This window comes from Pantoea sp. WMus005 (assembly GCF_013415305.1).
Taxonomy (GTDB): domain Bacteria; phylum Pseudomonadota; class Gammaproteobacteria; order Enterobacterales; family Enterobacteriaceae; genus Pantoea; species Pantoea rara.
The window spans coordinates 290458-305957 of the sequence record NZ_JACBXU010000001.1; the positions used below are offsets into that span (position 1 = coordinate 290458).

A 15500-nucleotide genomic window follows, 5' to 3' on the forward strand; every position below is an offset into this window, starting at 1 on the left:
CATCGCCCGCCAAACCCTGAGAAGGAAACAGCATGGCCGGAAACAGCATCGGGCAATTTTTTCGAGTAACCACCTTTGGCGAGTCCCACGGTCTTGCGCTGGGCTGCATCGTTGACGGCGTACCACCAGGTATCCCGCTGACCGAAGCCGATATTCAGCATGATCTCGATCGCCGTCGTCCAGGCACATCGCGCTATACCACCCAGCGCCGCGAGCCGGATCAGGTGAAAATTTTGTCCGGTGTGTTTGAGGGGGTGACCACCGGTACCTCGATTGGTCTGCTGATTGAGAACACCGATCAGCGATCGCAGGATTACGGCGCGATCAAAGATCTGTTCCGTCCGGGCCATGCTGATTACACCTATGAGCAGAAATATGGTCAGCGCGACTACCGTGGCGGTGGCCGCTCGTCGGCGCGCGAGACCGCGATGCGCGTGGCAGCCGGTGCCATTGCCAAGAAATATCTGCAAATGAAACATGGGGTTGTCGTGCGCGGCTATCTGTCACAGATTGGTGATATCGCCTGCGAGCTGAAAGACTGGAGCATCGTAGAAGAGAACCCATTTTTCTGCCCGGATGCTGACAAGCTCGAAGCGCTGGATGAGCTGATGCGCGGCCTGAAAAAAGAGGGCGACTCCATTGGGGCTAAAGTCACTGTCATGGCTGAGAACGTGCCGCCAGGCTTGGGCGAGCCGGTCTTCGATCGACTGGATGCCGATCTGGCGCACGCGCTGATGAGCATTAATGCCGTGAAAGGCGTTGAAATCGGTGACGGCTTTGCGGTGGTTAACCAGCGTGGTAGCCAGCACCGTGACGAGATCCGCCACGATGGTTTCCAGAGCAACCACGCGGGCGGTATTCTGGGCGGCATCAGCAGCGGCCAGACCATCAGCGCCAATGTGGCGATGAAACCGACCTCCAGCATCACCGTGCCGGGCAAAACCATTACCCGCGACGGCGAAGAAGTGGAGATGATCACTAAAGGTCGCCACGATCCCTGCGTGGGGATCCGTGCCGTGCCGATCGCGGAGGCGATGATGGCGATCGTCCTGATGGATCATCTGCTGCGCCAGCGGGCGCAGAACGGTGACGTTAACAGCTCCGTGCCGCGCTGGTGATGGGATGAAGGCGCTTCTCCTTACCCTGAGTGCGCTGCTGATCAGCGCCTCCAGCCTTGCGGCGACGCCGTGGCAGAATATTCAGCAGCCGATTAGCGGCACACCGCAGTCCATCGGTGGGTTTGCCAACGGCTGTATCGTTGGCGCGCAGTCGCTGCCGCTGAATTCACCTTACTATCAGGTGATGCGTCAGGATCAGCGGCGTTACTTTGGCCATCCCGATCTGATTCAGTTTATTCAGCGGCTCAGCACCCAGGTGCATAATCTGCAACTGGGTAACGTGCTGATTGGTGACATGGGCATGGCAGCTGGCGGGCGTTTCAGCAGCGGTCACGCCAGTCATCAGACCGGACTGGATGTGGATATCTGGCTGCAACTGCCAAAAACCCGCTGGAGTGCGCAGAAGTTGCTGAAGCCGCAGCCGCTTGATCTGGTCGGGCCGGGCGATAAAAATGTTATTGCGCGCCACTGGCAGCCGGAAATCGACAGCCTGATCAAACTGGCGGCGAAAGATGACGATGTGACGCGCATCTTCGTCAATCCGGCGATTAAAAAGCAGCTTTGTGCCGATGCGGGCAACGATCGTGACTGGCTGCGTAAAGTCCGCCCGTGGTTTGCTCATCGTGCCCATATGCATGTGCGGCTGCGCTGCCCGGCCGGCAGTATCGGTTGTGAAGATCAGCCCGCACCGCCTCCGGGCGATGGCTGTGGCGCCGAACTGCAGAGCTGGTTCCTGCCGAAACAACCGGGTTCTGGCGCGCCGGTGAAACGTGAACCACCGCCGTTACCGCCTGCCTGTCAGGCCCTGCTGGATAAACATTTACTGTAAGGGATCCCATGGATTGGTTTGTGGTCAGCCCGCTGCTGGTCGGGCTGCTGTTTTCAATCGCCATGCTCGCCGGTTTCATTGATTCAATCGCGGGTGGCGGGGGATTACTTACGGTACCTTCGTTGCTGGCTGCGGGCCTCTCTCCGGCTCAGGCGCTGGCGACGAATAAACTGCAATCGGTAGGCGGATCGTTTTCCGCCAGTCTCTACTTTGTCCGGCGTGGTGCGGTCAACCTGAATGAGCAGTGGCTCAACATCGCCATGACGCTGCTGGGATCGGTGCTGGGCGCGATACTGATTCAGCGCCTGCAGGCGGATTTCCTGCGCCAGATGCTGCCGCTGTTTTTAATCGCTATTGGCTTGTGGTTCCTGCTGATGCCGCGCCTGGGTGAAGTCGATCAGGCGCGACGCCTGCACGGCCTGGCCTATGCGCTGGTCGGTGGCGGAGCCGTGGGATTCTACGACGGATTTTTCGGACCGGGCGCAGGCTCCTTTTATGCGCTGGCTTTCGTTACGCTCTGCGGCTATAACCTGGCCAAAGCGACCGCCCATGCCAAGGTGCTCAACTTCACCTCAAACCTTGGCAGCCTGCTGTTCTTTATTTTTGGCGGCAAAGTGGTGTGGGGAACTGGCCTTGTTATGATGCTCGGCGCTTTCTGCGGTGCACGTCTGGGGGCCCGGCTGGTGCTGAGCCGCGGACAGAAACTGATCCGCCCGATGGTGGTGATTGTCTCTGCCGTCATGAGCATTAAATTACTGTGGGATAGCCACGGCAGCGACGTTCTGGCCTGGCTGGCCACGCTGCATTCGTAACCTAAAACGTGATACCGTCATGAACCCGACTCATCATTATGAACAGCTGATCACGCTGTTTGATCGCTGTTTCAGCGATGAATTTCAGACCCGTCTAATCAAAGGCGATGATGAACCGATCTATCTTCCTGCTGATGCAGAGTCCCCGTGGAACCGCGTGGTCTTCGCCCACGGCTTTTACGCCAGCGCTCTGCACGAAATCTCTCACTGGTGCATTGCTGGTGAAGCCCGCCGTAAACTGGTCGATTTTGGCTACTGGTATTGTCCGGATGGCCGCGATGCGCTGACGCAGAGCCAGTTTGAAGCGGTGGAAGTAAAGCCTCAGGCGCTGGAGTGGATGTTTTGTACGGCGGCAGGCTTTCCCTTCAACGTGAGTTGTGACAATCTCGACGGAGATTGTGAGCCGGATCGCATTGCGTTCCAGCGTAAAGTACATGCTCAGGTTATGAGCTATCTGACGTCGGGCATTCCCGACCGTCCCGCGCGTTTTATTACCGCCCTGGCGGAATTTTATGGCAGGCCTTCTTTAACCGCGTCACAGTTTCCCTGGCCGGACGATCTGTGATGCAGGAAGGCATTATTAAAAGAGGAATTGAGATGATCGCAGAATTTGAAGCGCGTATTCTGGCCCTGATTGACGACATGGTCGAGCATGCCAGTGACGATGAACTGTTCGCCAGCGGTTATCTGCGCGGACATCTGACCCTGGCGGTCGCTGAAGTGGAGCAACTGGGCGAACATACGCCAGAAGCGCTGCAGATTCAGGTCTCCCGCAGCCTGCAGAATGCCATTGCTGCCGGGGAACTCTCACCGCGCGATCAGGCATTAGTGGTCGGGATGTGGGATAACCTGTTTGTTCAGGCACGCCAGCTCTCCGCATAACGCTACAGGGCGGCGTGCCGCCCTCAGCATCCGCTAAACCGCTTTTCCCTTCAGTAATTTCCTCACCCAGTAACGATTCGGATTGAGCGCTGCCAGTGTACTGGCATCCAGAGGCTGCGGTTCGCCCGTCAGTTGGGCTGCCAGAACTTCGGCCGCCAGCGGTGCACTGCACAGGCCGCGCGATCCCAGCGCCCCAAACAGATACAGACCCGCAAGATCAGGTGCGTCCGGGATATCATGACCTGCGAGCCGCTCAGCCGGTAAATCGGCGTACTGCATAAGCGTAGCGTTATAATGTGGCACGCTGCCGACCATCGGCAGATGATCCCGCGTGGCGCAGCGCACACCCATTCTTGCTTCACCGTCGCTGACATCTACCGACTCTGCCCACGGGCTGTCAGGCAGACACTGCACCAGGCGGCTGCGGTTCTCCTGCTGGTCGTCCTCCCGATAAGCGGTTGCAGTATCGCCACGATGATAGCTGGCGCCAATGCAGTGGGTGCCAGACTGCGGGCTGACTGGCGTCAGATAGCCGTCGTAACAGAGTACGGTTTGCAGTGCGTCGAGGCCCGGTGTCGAGGGAACATGGCTCACCTGACCAGCCACCGGATAGGTTGGCAGCGGGGCGCTCTGCGCAAAGTCGGCAATCGCATGGCCATTTGCCAGTACCACCGTTGCATGACGGACTGCCGGACGATCGCTGAACGTCAGCGTCCAGAGATCATCATCCCGGGACAGCTCGCTTACGCGGTGCAGCCAGTGGATACGCAATCCCTGGGTTTCGGCATGCGTCAGCATCGCAGTAGTCAGCTCGGCCGGTGAGAGCCAGCCCCCCTGCGGGTAGAAAATGCCGCCGCAGCCGTGTTCGACATTCGCCAGCCTCTCAGCCTCTATCGTATCGACGCCATGGGCGATAGATTCAGGCAGGCCCATCGCCAGCATCTGATCAATCTTCTTACGGCTTTTCTCATCCCAGCCCAGCTGCAGCACACCGCTCCAGTGATGCTCATAGGTTACGGTTAACTGATCGTAGAGTCGTCGGGCAAAGCTAAAGGCCGCCGGGAAAAAGGTGGCAAGTGCCGGATCATGCTGGTTGAGCAGCGGATAGAGCGCTCCCTGACGATTGCCGGACGCGCCCCGGGCGGGCGCGTCATCGGCGCAGTAAAGCGTGACCCGCCAGCCGCGGCGCAGCAGCGCCAGCGCCAGCGTGGCACTGGCAACACCGCCACCAATCACGGCAATGTCGCGCTGCTGTGCAGATTGTCGATGATACCAGGGCTGCGTGCCGGGTAACGGCGGCGCATCCTGCAACGGCCCGCATAACATTTCGCGCTTCGGGCCAAATCCTTTGCGGCGGATGACCGCAAAGCCCGCCTGTTGCAGGCCGCGCCGGACAATACCTGCGGCAGTAAAGGTCGCGAAAGTTCCCTGCGGGCGCGCCAGTTTTGCCATCATGCCGAACAGCTCTGGCGTCCACATGTCCGGGTTCTTCGAGGGCGCAAAACCATCCAGGAACCAGGCATCCACCTGACGATTCAGGCTGTCATCAAGCTGTCCCATCAGCAGGTTAATATCGCCCAGCCACAGGTCGAGCGTGATGCGACCGCCGTCAAACAGCAGTCGCTGACAGCCGGGCAGGGCAGCGGGCCATTGCGCCTGCAGTGCTTCGGCCCAGGGGGCCAGTTCAGGCCAGTGCTGCTGCGCTGCCGCCAGGTCGTCACGAGTTAACGGAAATTTCTCAAAGCTGATGAAATGCAGACGTTTTAAAGTGGCATCGGGCTGTTCGCGCTGAAATGCATCGAATGCCTGCCACAACGTCAGAAAATTGAGGCCGGTGCCAAAACCGCTTTCCGCCACAATCAGCAGATCGCGCGGATGCCCGGCAAAACGCTGGGGAAAACCGTTGCCGCCAAGGAAGACATAGCGTGTCTCTTCCAGACCATTGTCATTAGAGAAATAGACGTCGCCAAACGCTCGGGAAACAGGTGTACCCTGTTCATTCCAGTTTAGCTGCGCATGTTCAACCGGTGTTAATTTCACGGTAAAGGCTCGTTTTTCAGGCAGTGGCGCGATTCTAGCGACCCACGTGACATGACGCAAATTTACAAAAGGAAATAGCAGATCGGACTTGTTCGGCGTACAAGTGTACGCTAGAGTGCATGCCAATTAAGAAGAAGTGGATGAGGAAGATTGAATGAAACGTGCTGTGATTACTGGCTTAGGGATCGTTTCCAGTATTGGTAATAACCAGCAGGAGGTGCTGTCATCTCTGCGTGAAGGACGCTCTGGCATCACCTTTTCTGAAGAGATGAAAGATTCCGGCATGCGTAGTCACGTCTGGGGTAACGTTAAATTAGATACCACCGGCCTCATCGATCGCAAAGTTGTGCGTTTTATGAGTGATGCGTCCATCTATGCTTATCTTTCCATGGAAGAAGCGATTAAAGATTCCGGCCTCACCAATGAAATGTATCAGAGCAACCCACGTGTGGGTCTGATTGCAGGTTCAGGCGGCGGTTCTCCACGTTTCCAGGTGTTTGGTGCTGATGCAATGCGCAGCCCACGCGGCCTGAAAGCGGTTGGTCCTTACGTGGTCACCAAAGCGATGGCTTCGGGTGTTTCTGCCTGCCTCGCCACGCCGTTCAAAATTCATGGCGTAAACTACTCGATTAGCTCTGCCTGTGCCACCTCGGCGCACTGTATCGGTAATGCCGTTGAGCAGATTCAGCTCGGCAAGCAGGATATCGTTTTTGCGGGCGGCGGCGAAGAGCTGTGCTGGGAAATGGCCTGTGAGTTCGACGCCATGGGCGCGCTCTCTACCCGTTACAACGACACACCAGAAAAAGCGTCCCGCACTTATGACAATGAGCGCGACGGTTTTGTTATCGCGGGTGGCGGTGGCATGGTGGTAGTTGAAGAGCTGGAACATGCGCTGGCACGTGGTGCGCACATCTATGCCGAAATCGTCGGTTACGGTGCAACTTCAGACGGTGCAGACATGGTCGCACCATCAGGGGAAGGTGCAGTGCGCTGCATGAAGATGGCAATGCACGGTGTCGATACACCTATCGACTATCTGAACAGCCACGGAACCTCTACCCCGGTGGGCGATGTGAAAGAGCTGGGTGCGATTCGTGAAGTGTTTGGCGATAACACGCCACACATCTCAGCTACCAAAGCGATGACCGGCCACTCGCTGGGTGCCGCGGGTGTGCAGGAAGCGATTTACTCGCTGCTGATGCTGGAGCATGGCTTTATCGCGCCAAGCATCAACATCACCTCGCTGGACGCTGCCGCAACCGGTATGAACATCGTCACTGCGCCGATGGAAAAAGAGCTGACCACCGTGATGTCTAACAGCTTTGGTTTTGGCGGCACCAATGCCACGCTGACCATGCGTAAATATCAGGCGTAATCATTACGTCAGCACTCTGAAGGGCCGGCTTGCCGGCCCTTTTTGTTTTTACAGCCCATCTGCGTTACCGCATTTATCCCTCGGTATTAACTTTCCCGCTGCAGTAGCCGCAGCAACTTAAACTTTCCACATCGCGGGATGGACGCCATCACGACGGCCCGGCTTGACCGCAGCAAAGTGTATGTCATTTATTGTGACGGCATTGGCTGTAACGGCTCGACGAAAGCGGCCCTGAAGCTGGCATCGCTGGGGTTTCAGGTGAAGGAATTAATTGGCGGGCTGGATTTCTGGAAACGTGACGGTCATCCGTTGACCTGGGGTGATGCACCGGGCGAATGGCCCCTCGCCGCGCCCAAAGCATCCTGTGGCTGTTAACTCAGAGTACCAGCCAAAGTATCAGGGTGATGGCAACCAGAACGACAAAGAAACCCAACAGGGGACGCTGTGCCAGAGGCTGAACTGCAGGCGGCAGTGACGCGACAAACGGCGACCAGATCGGCTGCGGTCTGATCTCGCTGGGCGCCAGCGGCTGCTCGAGAATTTTTTCTGCCCGATCAGCGCGACGGCTGAACAGGAAGTTCAGCAGATCCTGGGTCTGAGTCACCGTCAGCACCGTCTGGGGTGTAGCCTGGAAACGCTGCTGACTGTAATCCTCCAGCTGCTGCCGCTCCTGCTGATCAAGCGGCTGTTTCAGCGAGGCTTCGAGCAAATGGAGCGTCGGAGCGCTGTGCTGACTCAGCGTCTGCCGCACCTGGAGATACTGGGTCAGCAGCGGGAAGTGGCGCGACGGGATCGGATCGCCGCTGGTCAGATTCACCAGTTTCAGCGCAGCCGTCCAGAGCTTACCAGTGGACTCGCCGGTAGCCGCGGCAAGGCGGACCACCTGCTGATTCAGCGTATGGTGCTCGGCAGGCAACAGCGTGCGGTCACTGACGCGGATCTGCTGCGGCTGAGGAATCGTCATTTGCCCGTTCTGCAGCATTGTCAGCACCTGGCGCAGCTGATCCTGGCTCAGCGCGCTCAGTACGGTCTGACCAAACTGCTGACGGATGAAATCACTGACGGCCTGTCGGTTATTGCCTTTTGGCAGCAAATCGGTGAGCTGGGTCATCAGCTGGCGTGTCGCATGTCCGTTCTGCGTCTGCGTGAGGCGATTATTCAGATACTGTTCTGCTGCCGGAAAATGGCGCGACTGCAGCTCCGCTTCACTTTTTACGCCTACTTCATGACGGACGCCCGCCCACAATTCAGGTGCCTTAAGATTGCTGAGCGACGAAATGCGCACGATCAGACGTTCTAACGTCGTGCGCTGCGCAGGAGAAAGCGGCTGTTCACCGGCCACAGAACCCTGGCGCGTGACGCCGGTTTGTGGATTGACAGATGAACGATCGACCGGCGCACCGGGGCCGCTGAGAGGTTGCATGGCGGATTCCTTGGGAAAACAGAACAGCGTGGGGTGCGCCGGAAAAAGAATAGGCCATGATAGCAAAAGCCCCCGGGAAATCCCACGGGGGCGTACGCGTTTCGGCAGGAGAATTATGCCTCTGTCCGCTTCAGTTGATGACGACGCCAGCGCTTCCAGACCGGCGGCACCAGCAGGACGCCAATCGCCAGCACCAGCAGGATTTTACAGATCAGACTTTCCCACAGAATCACCATGTTCCCGTTGCTGATCGACAGCGCACGACGGAGGTTCTGCTCCAGCATTTCACCCAGCACAAACCCCAGAATTAACGGCGACATCGGAAAATCCATTTTACGCAGGATATAGCCGAAGATCCCCAGCCCGACCATCAACAGCAGATCGAAGGTGGTGCTGTGTACCGCGTAAACACCCACGGCCGAGATGGCGGCGATAGCCGGTACCAGAAACCACAATGGAATGGTTAACATGCGGGCGAAGACGTTAATCATCGGGATATTCATGATCAACAGCATCACGTTGCCAATCAGCAATGCGGCAATCAATCCCCAGACAATATCCGGCTGTTCAACAAACATCGCCGGTCCAGGCGTGATGTTATAGAGCGTTAAGGCACCGACCATCACCGCCGTCGTCCCTGAGCCGGGAATACCCAGCGTCAGCATCGGGATAAACGAGCCGCAGGCAGAGGCGTTGTTCGCCGCTTCCGGCGCAGCTACACCGCGAATATCACCTTTACCGAACTGATCGCTGCCGCTGATCTTTTTCTCAGTCATGTAGGCGATGGCACTGGCGATGGTTGCGCCTGCGCCCGGTAACACACCCACGAAGAAACCGATAAACGAGGATCGCAGCGTTGCGCCAGTTGCCATGGAGGCTTCTTTCATATTGAACATCATGCGACCGCTGGCGCGGACCGCTTTCTGTCCGGTATGGGTGGACTCCAGCATGAGCAGAATTTCACTGACTGAGAACAGACCAATCACCACCACCACAAACTGAATACCATCGGAAAGGTGAACGCTGTCAAAGGTAAAGCGGTACACCCCGGTATTGGCATCGACGCCCACCGTGGCCATGCTAAGACCTATCAGCGCCGCGAGGAATGACTTCAGGGGATTGTGGCTCATCATGCTGCCAAGACAGGCGATGGCGAATACCATCAGCGCAAAATATTCCGCCGGGCCAAACGCCAGCGACCAGCTGGCCAGCAGCGGAGCGAACAGAATAATGCCAAGGATAGCGATGGTCGAACCGATAAATGAACTGACGGCTGAAATAGACAGGGCAACACCCGCCTTGCCCTGCTGTGCCATCGGATAACCATCCAGCGCGGTCATGATCGCCCCGGCATCACCTGGCACGTTAAGCAGAATCGAGGAGATTCGCCCGCCATATTCACAGCCGATATAAACCGTTGCCAGCAGAATCAGCGCCGACTCTGCCGGTAAGTGCAAGGCAAAGGCCAGCGGCATCAGAATCGCCACACCGTTAATCGGCCCCAGCCCCGGCAGCAAGCCGACGATAGTACCGATAAAACAGCCAATCAGGGCAATCAGCAGATTCTCTGGCGTCATGGCGACGGCAAAGCCCTGCATTAAAAAGGACCAGGTATCCATGATGCTCTCCTTAACTCAGCCAGCTGCCGACCGGAAGGGTCACTTCCAGCAGACGATCAAAGGCATAAAAAAGTGTGGTGCCCATTACCACGCCGGACAGGGCCGCTGCCCACCAGCGCGCACCAAACAGCAAGCCAATGCCAAATGTCAGCAGTGTTGTACTGATGGCAAAGCCCAGCGTTTCAAACAGCCAGCCATAGAGCAGCATCATCGTCGCCAGCGCCACCAGACGTTTCAGCGTGCTGGGGGATGGCCAGTGAATGGTGTCGGGTTTACGAAACAGCATCAGCAGGGCACAGACGGCCATCAGGCCAAGGACCGCCATCGGGAAAGGCCGGGGACCCACCGGTTCGTAGCTGTATTCGCTCTGAATTTGCCAGGCTACCACCATGCCGCCGAGACACAGCGCCAGCCACAGGCCAGCAAAAATACGATCGCTCATGATGCGCTCCGCTTATTTGGCCAGGCCAAAGGATTTCGCTTTCTCACGATAATCCGCCACCTGCTTTTTCACGTAGCTATCGAGTTCCTGTCCGAACAGGTTAAATTCGAACAGACCACGCATATCACGTTGCTTTTTAAACTCCGGGGTATCCACCATCTTTTTAAACGCCTGCTCCCACCATTGATAATCGGCATCGCTGACTTTGGGACCGAGGTAGTAGCCGCGAATGACAGGCCAGACAATGTTAAAACCTTGTTCTTTGGCAGTGGGGACCTTAGCCAACGGACCGGGAAGACGCTGATCGGACATCACCGCCAGCACCCGCATTTTTCCACCCTGCAGGTGTGGCACCATCTCACTCATGTCGCCGGAGACAACCTGAATGTGATTGCCGAGCAGGGCCGTTACCGGTTCACCACCGCCTTCAAAGGCGACATAACGCATCTTGCGGGGATCGATGCCCGCTTCGCGCGCCAGCAAGGCCGTTTTCATCCAGTCCTGACTGCCGATTGAGGCACCGGCACCGACAACCACTTTGGTCGGATCTTCTTTCATTGCTGCCATCAGTTCGCCCAGGGTTTTCCACGGCGCATCTTCTCGTACGGCGACCATGCCGTAATCAGTGCCCACCGCTGCCAGCCACTTCACATCGTCGACCGAATAGCGGCCAAATTTGCCCTGCGACAGATTCAGCAGCGATCCGCCAGAAAAGGCGACCACCGTGCCCGCTTCCGCCGGACGCTGGGCAATGATGGCGTTATAGGCCACCGCACCCACGCCGCCTGGCATATAGGTCACGCGCATCGGGGTTTCAATTTGTTTCGTTTCCTGCAGCGAGACCTGCAACAGCTTACAGGTAAGATCGAATCCGCCGCCCGGTTTGGCTGGAGCAATACATTCGGTACGGCCAGGGCCTTCAGCGGCATTCGCAGCAGGCATCATCAGAGCCAGCAAAGCAGAGGTAAGGGCGGTATGGATTATTTTTTTCATCGTGCGCTCCATTCATTCTTCCAGAGTGTGATTACAGCCGTAATATCGGCGTTACTGAATTGTTAAAACAGTTACCTTTCATTTACCTTTCACTGCCCGGATTTAATGACAGGATGTGATATGCGTCTCTTACTGGTGGAAGATACGGTTGAGCTGGCACGCTGGCTGCAAAAAGCGCTGACCCAAAAGGGGTTCGCCGTTGACTGGGTTGCGGATGGGATCGCCGCCGATCACGCGTTGCAATGTGAAGCCTATGCGCTGGTCGTGCTGGACGTTTCGCTGCCACGCATTGATGGACTGGAAGTGCTGACGCGGTTGCGGCGGCGAGGACAGGGTGTGCCCGTGTTGCTATTAACGGCGCGCAGTGCGCTGGATGATCGGGTGCGCGGCCTCAATCTCGGGGCGGATGATTACCTGACCAAGCCGTTTGAACTGGATGAACTGGAAGCGCGATTACGGGCGCTGTTGCGGCGTAGTCAGAGCCAGGCCGCGCAAAGTCAGTCACTGGGCCAGCTGGTGCTGGATGGCGAAGGTTATTTTCTGCTGGCAGAACGGCCGCTGGCGCTGACGCCGCGCGAATCAAGTATCCTCACCACTCTGATGCAACGTCACGGCCGGCCGGTTTCCCGCCAGCATCTTTATGAACAGACTTTTACCCTGGCGGATGAGGCCAGCCCGGAGAGCATTGAATTGTATGTACATCGGGTGCGTAAAAAACTGGCGGGCAGCGACGTGGCTATTGTGACGCTGCGCGGACTGGGCTACAGCCTGGAAACGCTGTCGTGCGGCTGATTCACTCGCTGCGCGGCGAGTTGCTGGCGTGGCTGGGTCTGCCACTGTTATTGCTGTGGGCGCTGTCGGTGTATACCCATTATCAGAGCGGGCTGGCGGCAGCCAACCAGGCATACGACCGCTCACTGCTGGCCTCGGCGCGTACCGTGGCAGAACGGCTGGTGGTACGCCAGCAACATCTGGAGGTGGATGTTCCCTGGGTGGTGCTCGACAGCTTTGAACGCAATATGAATGATCAGCTGTTTTATCAGGTGATTTCTCCACAGGGAAAAACCCTTTCCGGTTACGACGATCTGCCGCCGATTCCGCCCGCCAGTAAAATGTCGACCGCCTATCCGGCGCTGGTGCACTTTTATGATGGCCGCTATCACCAGCATCGCATTCGCGTTGCGGCACTCTGGCAACCGGTGAGCGAGGCGGGTGTCGAAGGGATGGCGCTGGTCCTGGTGGCTGAGACGATTAATTCTCGTCAGGAGTTCGCCAGCGGACTGATGCGCACCGCACTAATCAGTCAGAGCGGGCTGGTCCTGATGACGCTCCTGCTGGCCAGTCTGATGCTGCGCAGGGTATTACGGCCCCTGCGCCGACTGTCACGTATTGTCTTACAGCGTGACGGGGGGGAATTAACGCCACTGCCATCGTTACCCTGGTCAGAGCTTCAGCCGTTAATCATCGCGTTTAACCGTTACCTGGAACGTCTGCGCGGGCTGCTGGCACGTCAGGATCGCTTCAGCGCCGACGCGGCACACCAGCTTCGTACCCCGCTGACCATTCTGAAAACCCAGGTCAGCGTGGCACTCAGCAGCGATCGTCCGGAACAGTGGCAGGAGAGCCTGCTCGGCATGCGCCATACGCTGGATGAGACCATTTTACTCACCGATCGTCTGCTACAGCTGGCCCGCATCAAGGCGCGGCATGGTGAAGATAAGCCGATGGCGCGCGTCGATCTGGCAGCCATTGTGCGTGAAGCCTGTTTCAGCCGCTACCCGGCGGCGCGAACCCGGTTGATTGACCTCGGTTATGAGGGCGAAGAGTGTCATCAGGTGGTGGGTGACGGGGTGCTGCTGGGGGAGTTATGCGCCAACCTGCTGGATAACGCGATTAAATATACGCCTCACAATGGCGTGGTGACGGCGCGTGTGACAGCAGGAAAACTGGAAATTGAGGATAGCGGTCCGGGCATTGAGGATGCCAGCCAGGCTAAAGCGCTGCAGCCTTTTCAGCGGCTGGACAATGTGGGCATGCAGCCTGGAGCGGGTATTGGTCTGGCGCTGGTTCAGGATATTTGTGCCTGGCATGGCGCCACGATGCAGCTGGATCGCAGCCCGCAGCTCGGGGGGCTGCGGGTAACCGTTCTGTTTACCTCTGTCGCAGGCTGACCGCTTTGCGACGGGATAACGGTGTACGTAACCGTTGCGCCAGAATGACCCCGGCCAGCGTCAGGCCGCCACCAATCCAGTGGTAACTGTGCAGTTGCTCATGCAAAAACAGCACCGCAATCACCGCGGTAAATACCGGGGTCAGATTCATAAAGATGCTGGTGGTGCTGGCTCCCAGACGCTGCACACCGTGGATCCACAAAAAGGGAGCGATGATGGAGGCGAACAGTCCGGCAAACGCGACCAGTGGCAGATTGTGCCGGTTGAGCGCGACGTCGGGTGCCAGTAAAAAGCCGGGCAGTAACAGCAGCACGCCGAATAAAATCTGCACATAGAGGCTTTGCCAGATCGGCAGTGGCAGCCCCCAGCGTTTGGTCAGAACGCCATACAGTGCGTAAGAGGTGGAGGCGGCCAGCATCATCAGCTCCCCTTTGCCCATTCCATGATTCAGCAGCTGCATCACGTTGCCCTCACTGACCAGCCACACCAGGCCGCCAAAGGAGATGATGCTTCCCAGCAGGATACCGAGCGTCGGCGCAATCCGCAGAATCACCACGCTCAGCAGCACGGTAAGCAGCGGGATCAGGGCGCCGATAATGCCCATAAACAGTGCGCTGACGCTGTGAGCCGCGTAGTAGGCCAGGCTCTGATAGAGCACCATGCCGAGCAGGCCAAGGATCGCCAGACGCCAGAGGTGCGGTTTAATGACCTGACGCGCGCGCCACGCGCCCGGCAGTACAAAGGGCGTCAGCACCAGCAGCGCCAGCAGCCAGCGATAGAATGAGATCGCCGCGGGATCAATTGCACTGGCCGAGAGTTTGCTGACAATTGAATTGATCGACCAGATCATTACCGCAAAGAGCGGATACAGGAAAAACATGCTGACTCTCCACACGCCATTAATGAGGCGCAGTGTACGCTTGTCCGGATTTATCCAGATAGTTAATATCGGACAAAATGAGTCGTTGAGCGGACAGAATGACCCTGAAAGTGACCTACCAGCCGCCGGTGGATGCGCCACAGTTACGCTACTTTATGCGTGACGAACAGGCCAATGCCCGTACAGAATATCTGCCGCATGCCCATGCCTGGGGCCAGCTGATCATGGTGAAAAGTCACGTACTGGAGATGCAGGTCGAGGGTGAACGATTGCTTACCCCGGCAGATATTCCGGTCTGGGTCCCGCCCGGTCAGCTTCACAGTAGCTATAACCATCGTCAGGCACAGTTCCGGACCTTTAATCTGGCAGCCCCTTTATGCGCCGACTTACCCCGGCGCGCCTGCCTGCTGCGGGTCGATCCGATCGCTCACGCCATAATGGATGCGTTTGCTGAGCAGCAGATCGAGCAACCGGAAACGGATGCGCAGTGGCGGCTGTGCGAGGTCCTGCGCGATCGCCTGCAGCTGGCGCAGGTGCAGGAAAGCTATCTGCCCACCTCTGACGATAAGTTTCTCGCGCCGGTGTTACATGCGTTGGAAGCGCATCCAGGCGACAACACCACGCTCGCGGGCTGGGCGGCGCGGGTCTTTACGACCGAAAGGACGCTGGCGCGGCGCTGCCAGCAGCAGCTTCATATGACCTTTGGCGAGTGGCGGCAGCGGCTGCGGTTTCTGCGTGCCATCGTGCTGCTGGAGCAGGGGGAAAGCGTGCAGAGCATCGCCCATGAGCTGGGATACAGTTCCGCCTCGGCGCTGATTGTGATGTTCCAGCAACAGGCGGGAACGACGCCCGAACGCTACCGTGCACGGTTAGGCTAACGCGTCGCTTTGTGCCAGAATAATCGCCTGATAGGTAA

At 57.8% G+C, this 15500-nt stretch carries 15 protein-coding genes and 1 pseudogene; 10 read left to right on the forward strand and 6 right to left on the reverse strand.

Going from position 1 to position 15500, the window contains the following annotated elements; all coding sequences use genetic code 11:
* Positions 1 to 32 precede the first annotated feature (32 nt).
* From aroC to HZZ01_RS01390, 5 genes are read left to right on the forward strand one after another with little or no spacing between them, the layout of a single operon-like run.
* Positions 33 to 1118 (forward strand): chorismate synthase, encoded by a 1086-nt coding sequence (gene aroC / locus HZZ01_RS01370; protein WP_136198655.1) that lies wholly within the window; start codon positions 33 to 35, stop codon positions 1116 to 1118.
* Between the two features lie 4 nt (positions 1119 to 1122).
* Positions 1123 to 1947 carry a penicillin-insensitive murein endopeptidase gene (mepA, locus tag HZZ01_RS01375; protein ID WP_179895188.1) on the forward strand — a complete coding sequence of 275 codons (825 nt, stop codon included), beginning with the start codon at positions 1123 to 1125 and terminating at the stop codon, positions 1945 to 1947.
* Between the two features lie 8 nt (positions 1948 to 1955).
* The gene (locus HZZ01_RS01380; RefSeq protein WP_179895189.1) at positions 1956 to 2759 is read left to right on the forward strand and encodes a sulfite exporter TauE/SafE family protein; all 804 of its coding nucleotides are present in this window, start codon (positions 1956 to 1958) and stop codon (positions 2757 to 2759) included.
* 19 nt (positions 2760 to 2778) lie between these two features.
* A complete protein-coding gene (locus tag HZZ01_RS01385; protein ID WP_003854284.1) occupies positions 2779 to 3324 on the forward strand; it encodes an elongation factor P hydroxylase in 546 nt (181 codons plus the stop codon).
* A gap of 32 nt (positions 3325 to 3356) precedes the next feature.
* A complete protein-coding gene (locus tag HZZ01_RS01390) occupies positions 3357 to 3641 on the forward strand; it encodes a YfcL family protein (protein ID WP_003854283.1) in 285 nt (94 codons plus the stop codon).
* 33 nt (positions 3642 to 3674) lie between these two features.
* Here the strand turns inward: HZZ01_RS01390 and mnmC are convergent, their stop codons facing one another.
* On the reverse strand, positions 3675 to 5681 hold the full coding sequence (gene mnmC, locus HZZ01_RS01395) for a bifunctional tRNA (5-methylaminomethyl-2-thiouridine)(34)-methyltransferase MnmD/FAD-dependent 5-carboxymethylaminomethyl-2-thiouridine(34) oxidoreductase MnmC (protein ID WP_179895190.1): 2007 nt from the start codon (positions 5679 to 5681) through the stop codon (positions 3675 to 3677).
* A gap of 154 nt (positions 5682 to 5835) precedes the next feature.
* On the opposite strand from mnmC, the gene fabB reads away from it, so the two are divergent.
* A complete protein-coding gene (gene fabB, locus HZZ01_RS01400) occupies positions 5836 to 7056 on the forward strand; it encodes a beta-ketoacyl-ACP synthase I (protein WP_179895191.1) in 1221 nt (406 codons plus the stop codon).
* 117 nt (positions 7057 to 7173) lie between these two features.
* Positions 7174 to 7431: pseudogene (locus HZZ01_RS01405) on the forward strand (rhodanese-like domain-containing protein); the annotation flags it as partial.
* A 1-nt stretch (position 7432) separates the two neighbouring features.
* On the opposite strand, the gene flk reads toward HZZ01_RS01405, so the two are convergent.
* From flk to HZZ01_RS01425, 4 genes are all read right to left on the reverse strand, one after another.
* On the reverse strand, positions 7433 to 8479 hold the full coding sequence (gene flk, locus HZZ01_RS01410; RefSeq protein WP_179895192.1) for a flagella biosynthesis regulator Flk: 1047 nt from the start codon (positions 8477 to 8479) through the stop codon (positions 7433 to 7435).
* A gap of 113 nt (positions 8480 to 8592) precedes the next feature.
* Positions 8593 to 10098 (reverse strand): tripartite tricarboxylate transporter permease, encoded by a 1506-nt coding sequence (locus HZZ01_RS01415; protein WP_179895193.1) that lies wholly within the window; start codon positions 10096 to 10098, stop codon positions 8593 to 8595.
* A 10-nt stretch (positions 10099 to 10108) separates the two neighbouring features.
* Complete coding sequence (locus HZZ01_RS01420) at positions 10109 to 10540, reverse strand: tripartite tricarboxylate transporter TctB family protein (RefSeq protein ID WP_179895194.1); 432 nt, start codon at positions 10538 to 10540, stop codon at positions 10109 to 10111.
* A gap of 12 nt (positions 10541 to 10552) precedes the next feature.
* Complete coding sequence (locus HZZ01_RS01425) at positions 10553 to 11533, reverse strand: tripartite tricarboxylate transporter substrate binding protein (protein ID WP_179895195.1); 981 nt, start codon at positions 11531 to 11533, stop codon at positions 10553 to 10555.
* 120 nt (positions 11534 to 11653) lie between these two features.
* Between HZZ01_RS01425 and tctD the strand changes: the two genes are divergently transcribed.
* Both tctD and HZZ01_RS01435 read left to right on the forward strand, forming a co-directional pair.
* Positions 11654 to 12325: a transcriptional regulator TctD gene (gene tctD / locus HZZ01_RS01430; protein WP_179895196.1), complete on the forward strand. Its 672-nt coding sequence runs from the start codon at positions 11654 to 11656 to the stop codon at positions 12323 to 12325.
* Positions 12316 to 13704 (forward strand): sensor histidine kinase, encoded by a 1389-nt coding sequence (locus HZZ01_RS01435; RefSeq protein ID WP_179895197.1) that lies wholly within the window; start codon positions 12316 to 12318, stop codon positions 13702 to 13704. The genes tctD and HZZ01_RS01435 overlap by 10 nt, the downstream gene beginning before the upstream one ends.
* On the opposite strand, the gene HZZ01_RS01440 is transcribed toward HZZ01_RS01435, so the two are convergent.
* A complete protein-coding gene (locus HZZ01_RS01440) occupies positions 13685 to 14584 on the reverse strand; it encodes a DMT family transporter (RefSeq protein ID WP_179895198.1) in 900 nt (299 codons plus the stop codon). The genes HZZ01_RS01435 and HZZ01_RS01440 overlap by 20 nt on opposite strands.
* Positions 14585 to 14682: 98 nt before the next feature.
* Between HZZ01_RS01440 and HZZ01_RS01445 the strand changes: the two genes are divergently transcribed.
* Complete coding sequence (locus tag HZZ01_RS01445) at positions 14683 to 15462, forward strand: helix-turn-helix domain-containing protein (RefSeq protein WP_179895199.1); 780 nt, start codon at positions 14683 to 14685, stop codon at positions 15460 to 15462.
* Positions 15463 to 15500 lie beyond the last annotated feature (38 nt).

Excerpts from the sequence above, each read along its gene's own strand:
- aroC (WP_136198655.1), top strand. The coding sequence starts at position 33 with ATGGCCGGAAACAGCATCGGGCAATTTTTTCGAGTAACCACCTTTGGC.
- mepA (WP_179895188.1), top strand. The coding sequence starts at position 1,123 with ATGAAGGCGCTTCTCCTTACCCTGAGTGCGCTGCTGATCAGCGCCTCC.
- HZZ01_RS01380 (WP_179895189.1), top strand. The coding sequence starts at position 1,956 with ATGGATTGGTTTGTGGTCAGCCCGCTGCTGGTCGGGCTGCTGTTTTCA.
- HZZ01_RS01385 (WP_003854284.1), top strand. The coding sequence starts at position 2,779 with ATGAACCCGACTCATCATTATGAACAGCTGATCACGCTGTTTGATCGC.
- HZZ01_RS01390 (WP_003854283.1), top strand. The coding sequence starts at position 3,357 with ATGATCGCAGAATTTGAAGCGCGTATTCTGGCCCTGATTGACGACATG.
- fabB (WP_179895191.1), top strand. The coding sequence starts at position 5,836 with ATGAAACGTGCTGTGATTACTGGCTTAGGGATCGTTTCCAGTATTGGT.
- flk (WP_179895192.1), bottom strand. The coding sequence starts at position 8,479 with ATGCAACCTCTCAGCGGCCCCGGTGCGCCGGTCGATCGTTCATCTGTC.
- HZZ01_RS01415 (WP_179895193.1), bottom strand. The coding sequence starts at position 10,098 with ATGGATACCTGGTCCTTTTTAATGCAGGGCTTTGCCGTCGCCATGACG.
- HZZ01_RS01420 (WP_179895194.1), bottom strand. The coding sequence starts at position 10,540 with ATGAGCGATCGTATTTTTGCTGGCCTGTGGCTGGCGCTGTGTCTCGGC.
- HZZ01_RS01425 (WP_179895195.1), bottom strand. The coding sequence starts at position 11,533 with ATGAAAAAAATAATCCATACCGCCCTTACCTCTGCTTTGCTGGCTCTG.
- tctD (WP_179895196.1), top strand. The coding sequence starts at position 11,654 with ATGCGTCTCTTACTGGTGGAAGATACGGTTGAGCTGGCACGCTGGCTG.
- HZZ01_RS01440 (WP_179895198.1), bottom strand. The coding sequence starts at position 14,584 with ATGTTTTTCCTGTATCCGCTCTTTGCGGTAATGATCTGGTCGATCAAT.
- HZZ01_RS01445 (WP_179895199.1), top strand. The coding sequence starts at position 14,683 with ATGACCCTGAAAGTGACCTACCAGCCGCCGGTGGATGCGCCACAGTTA.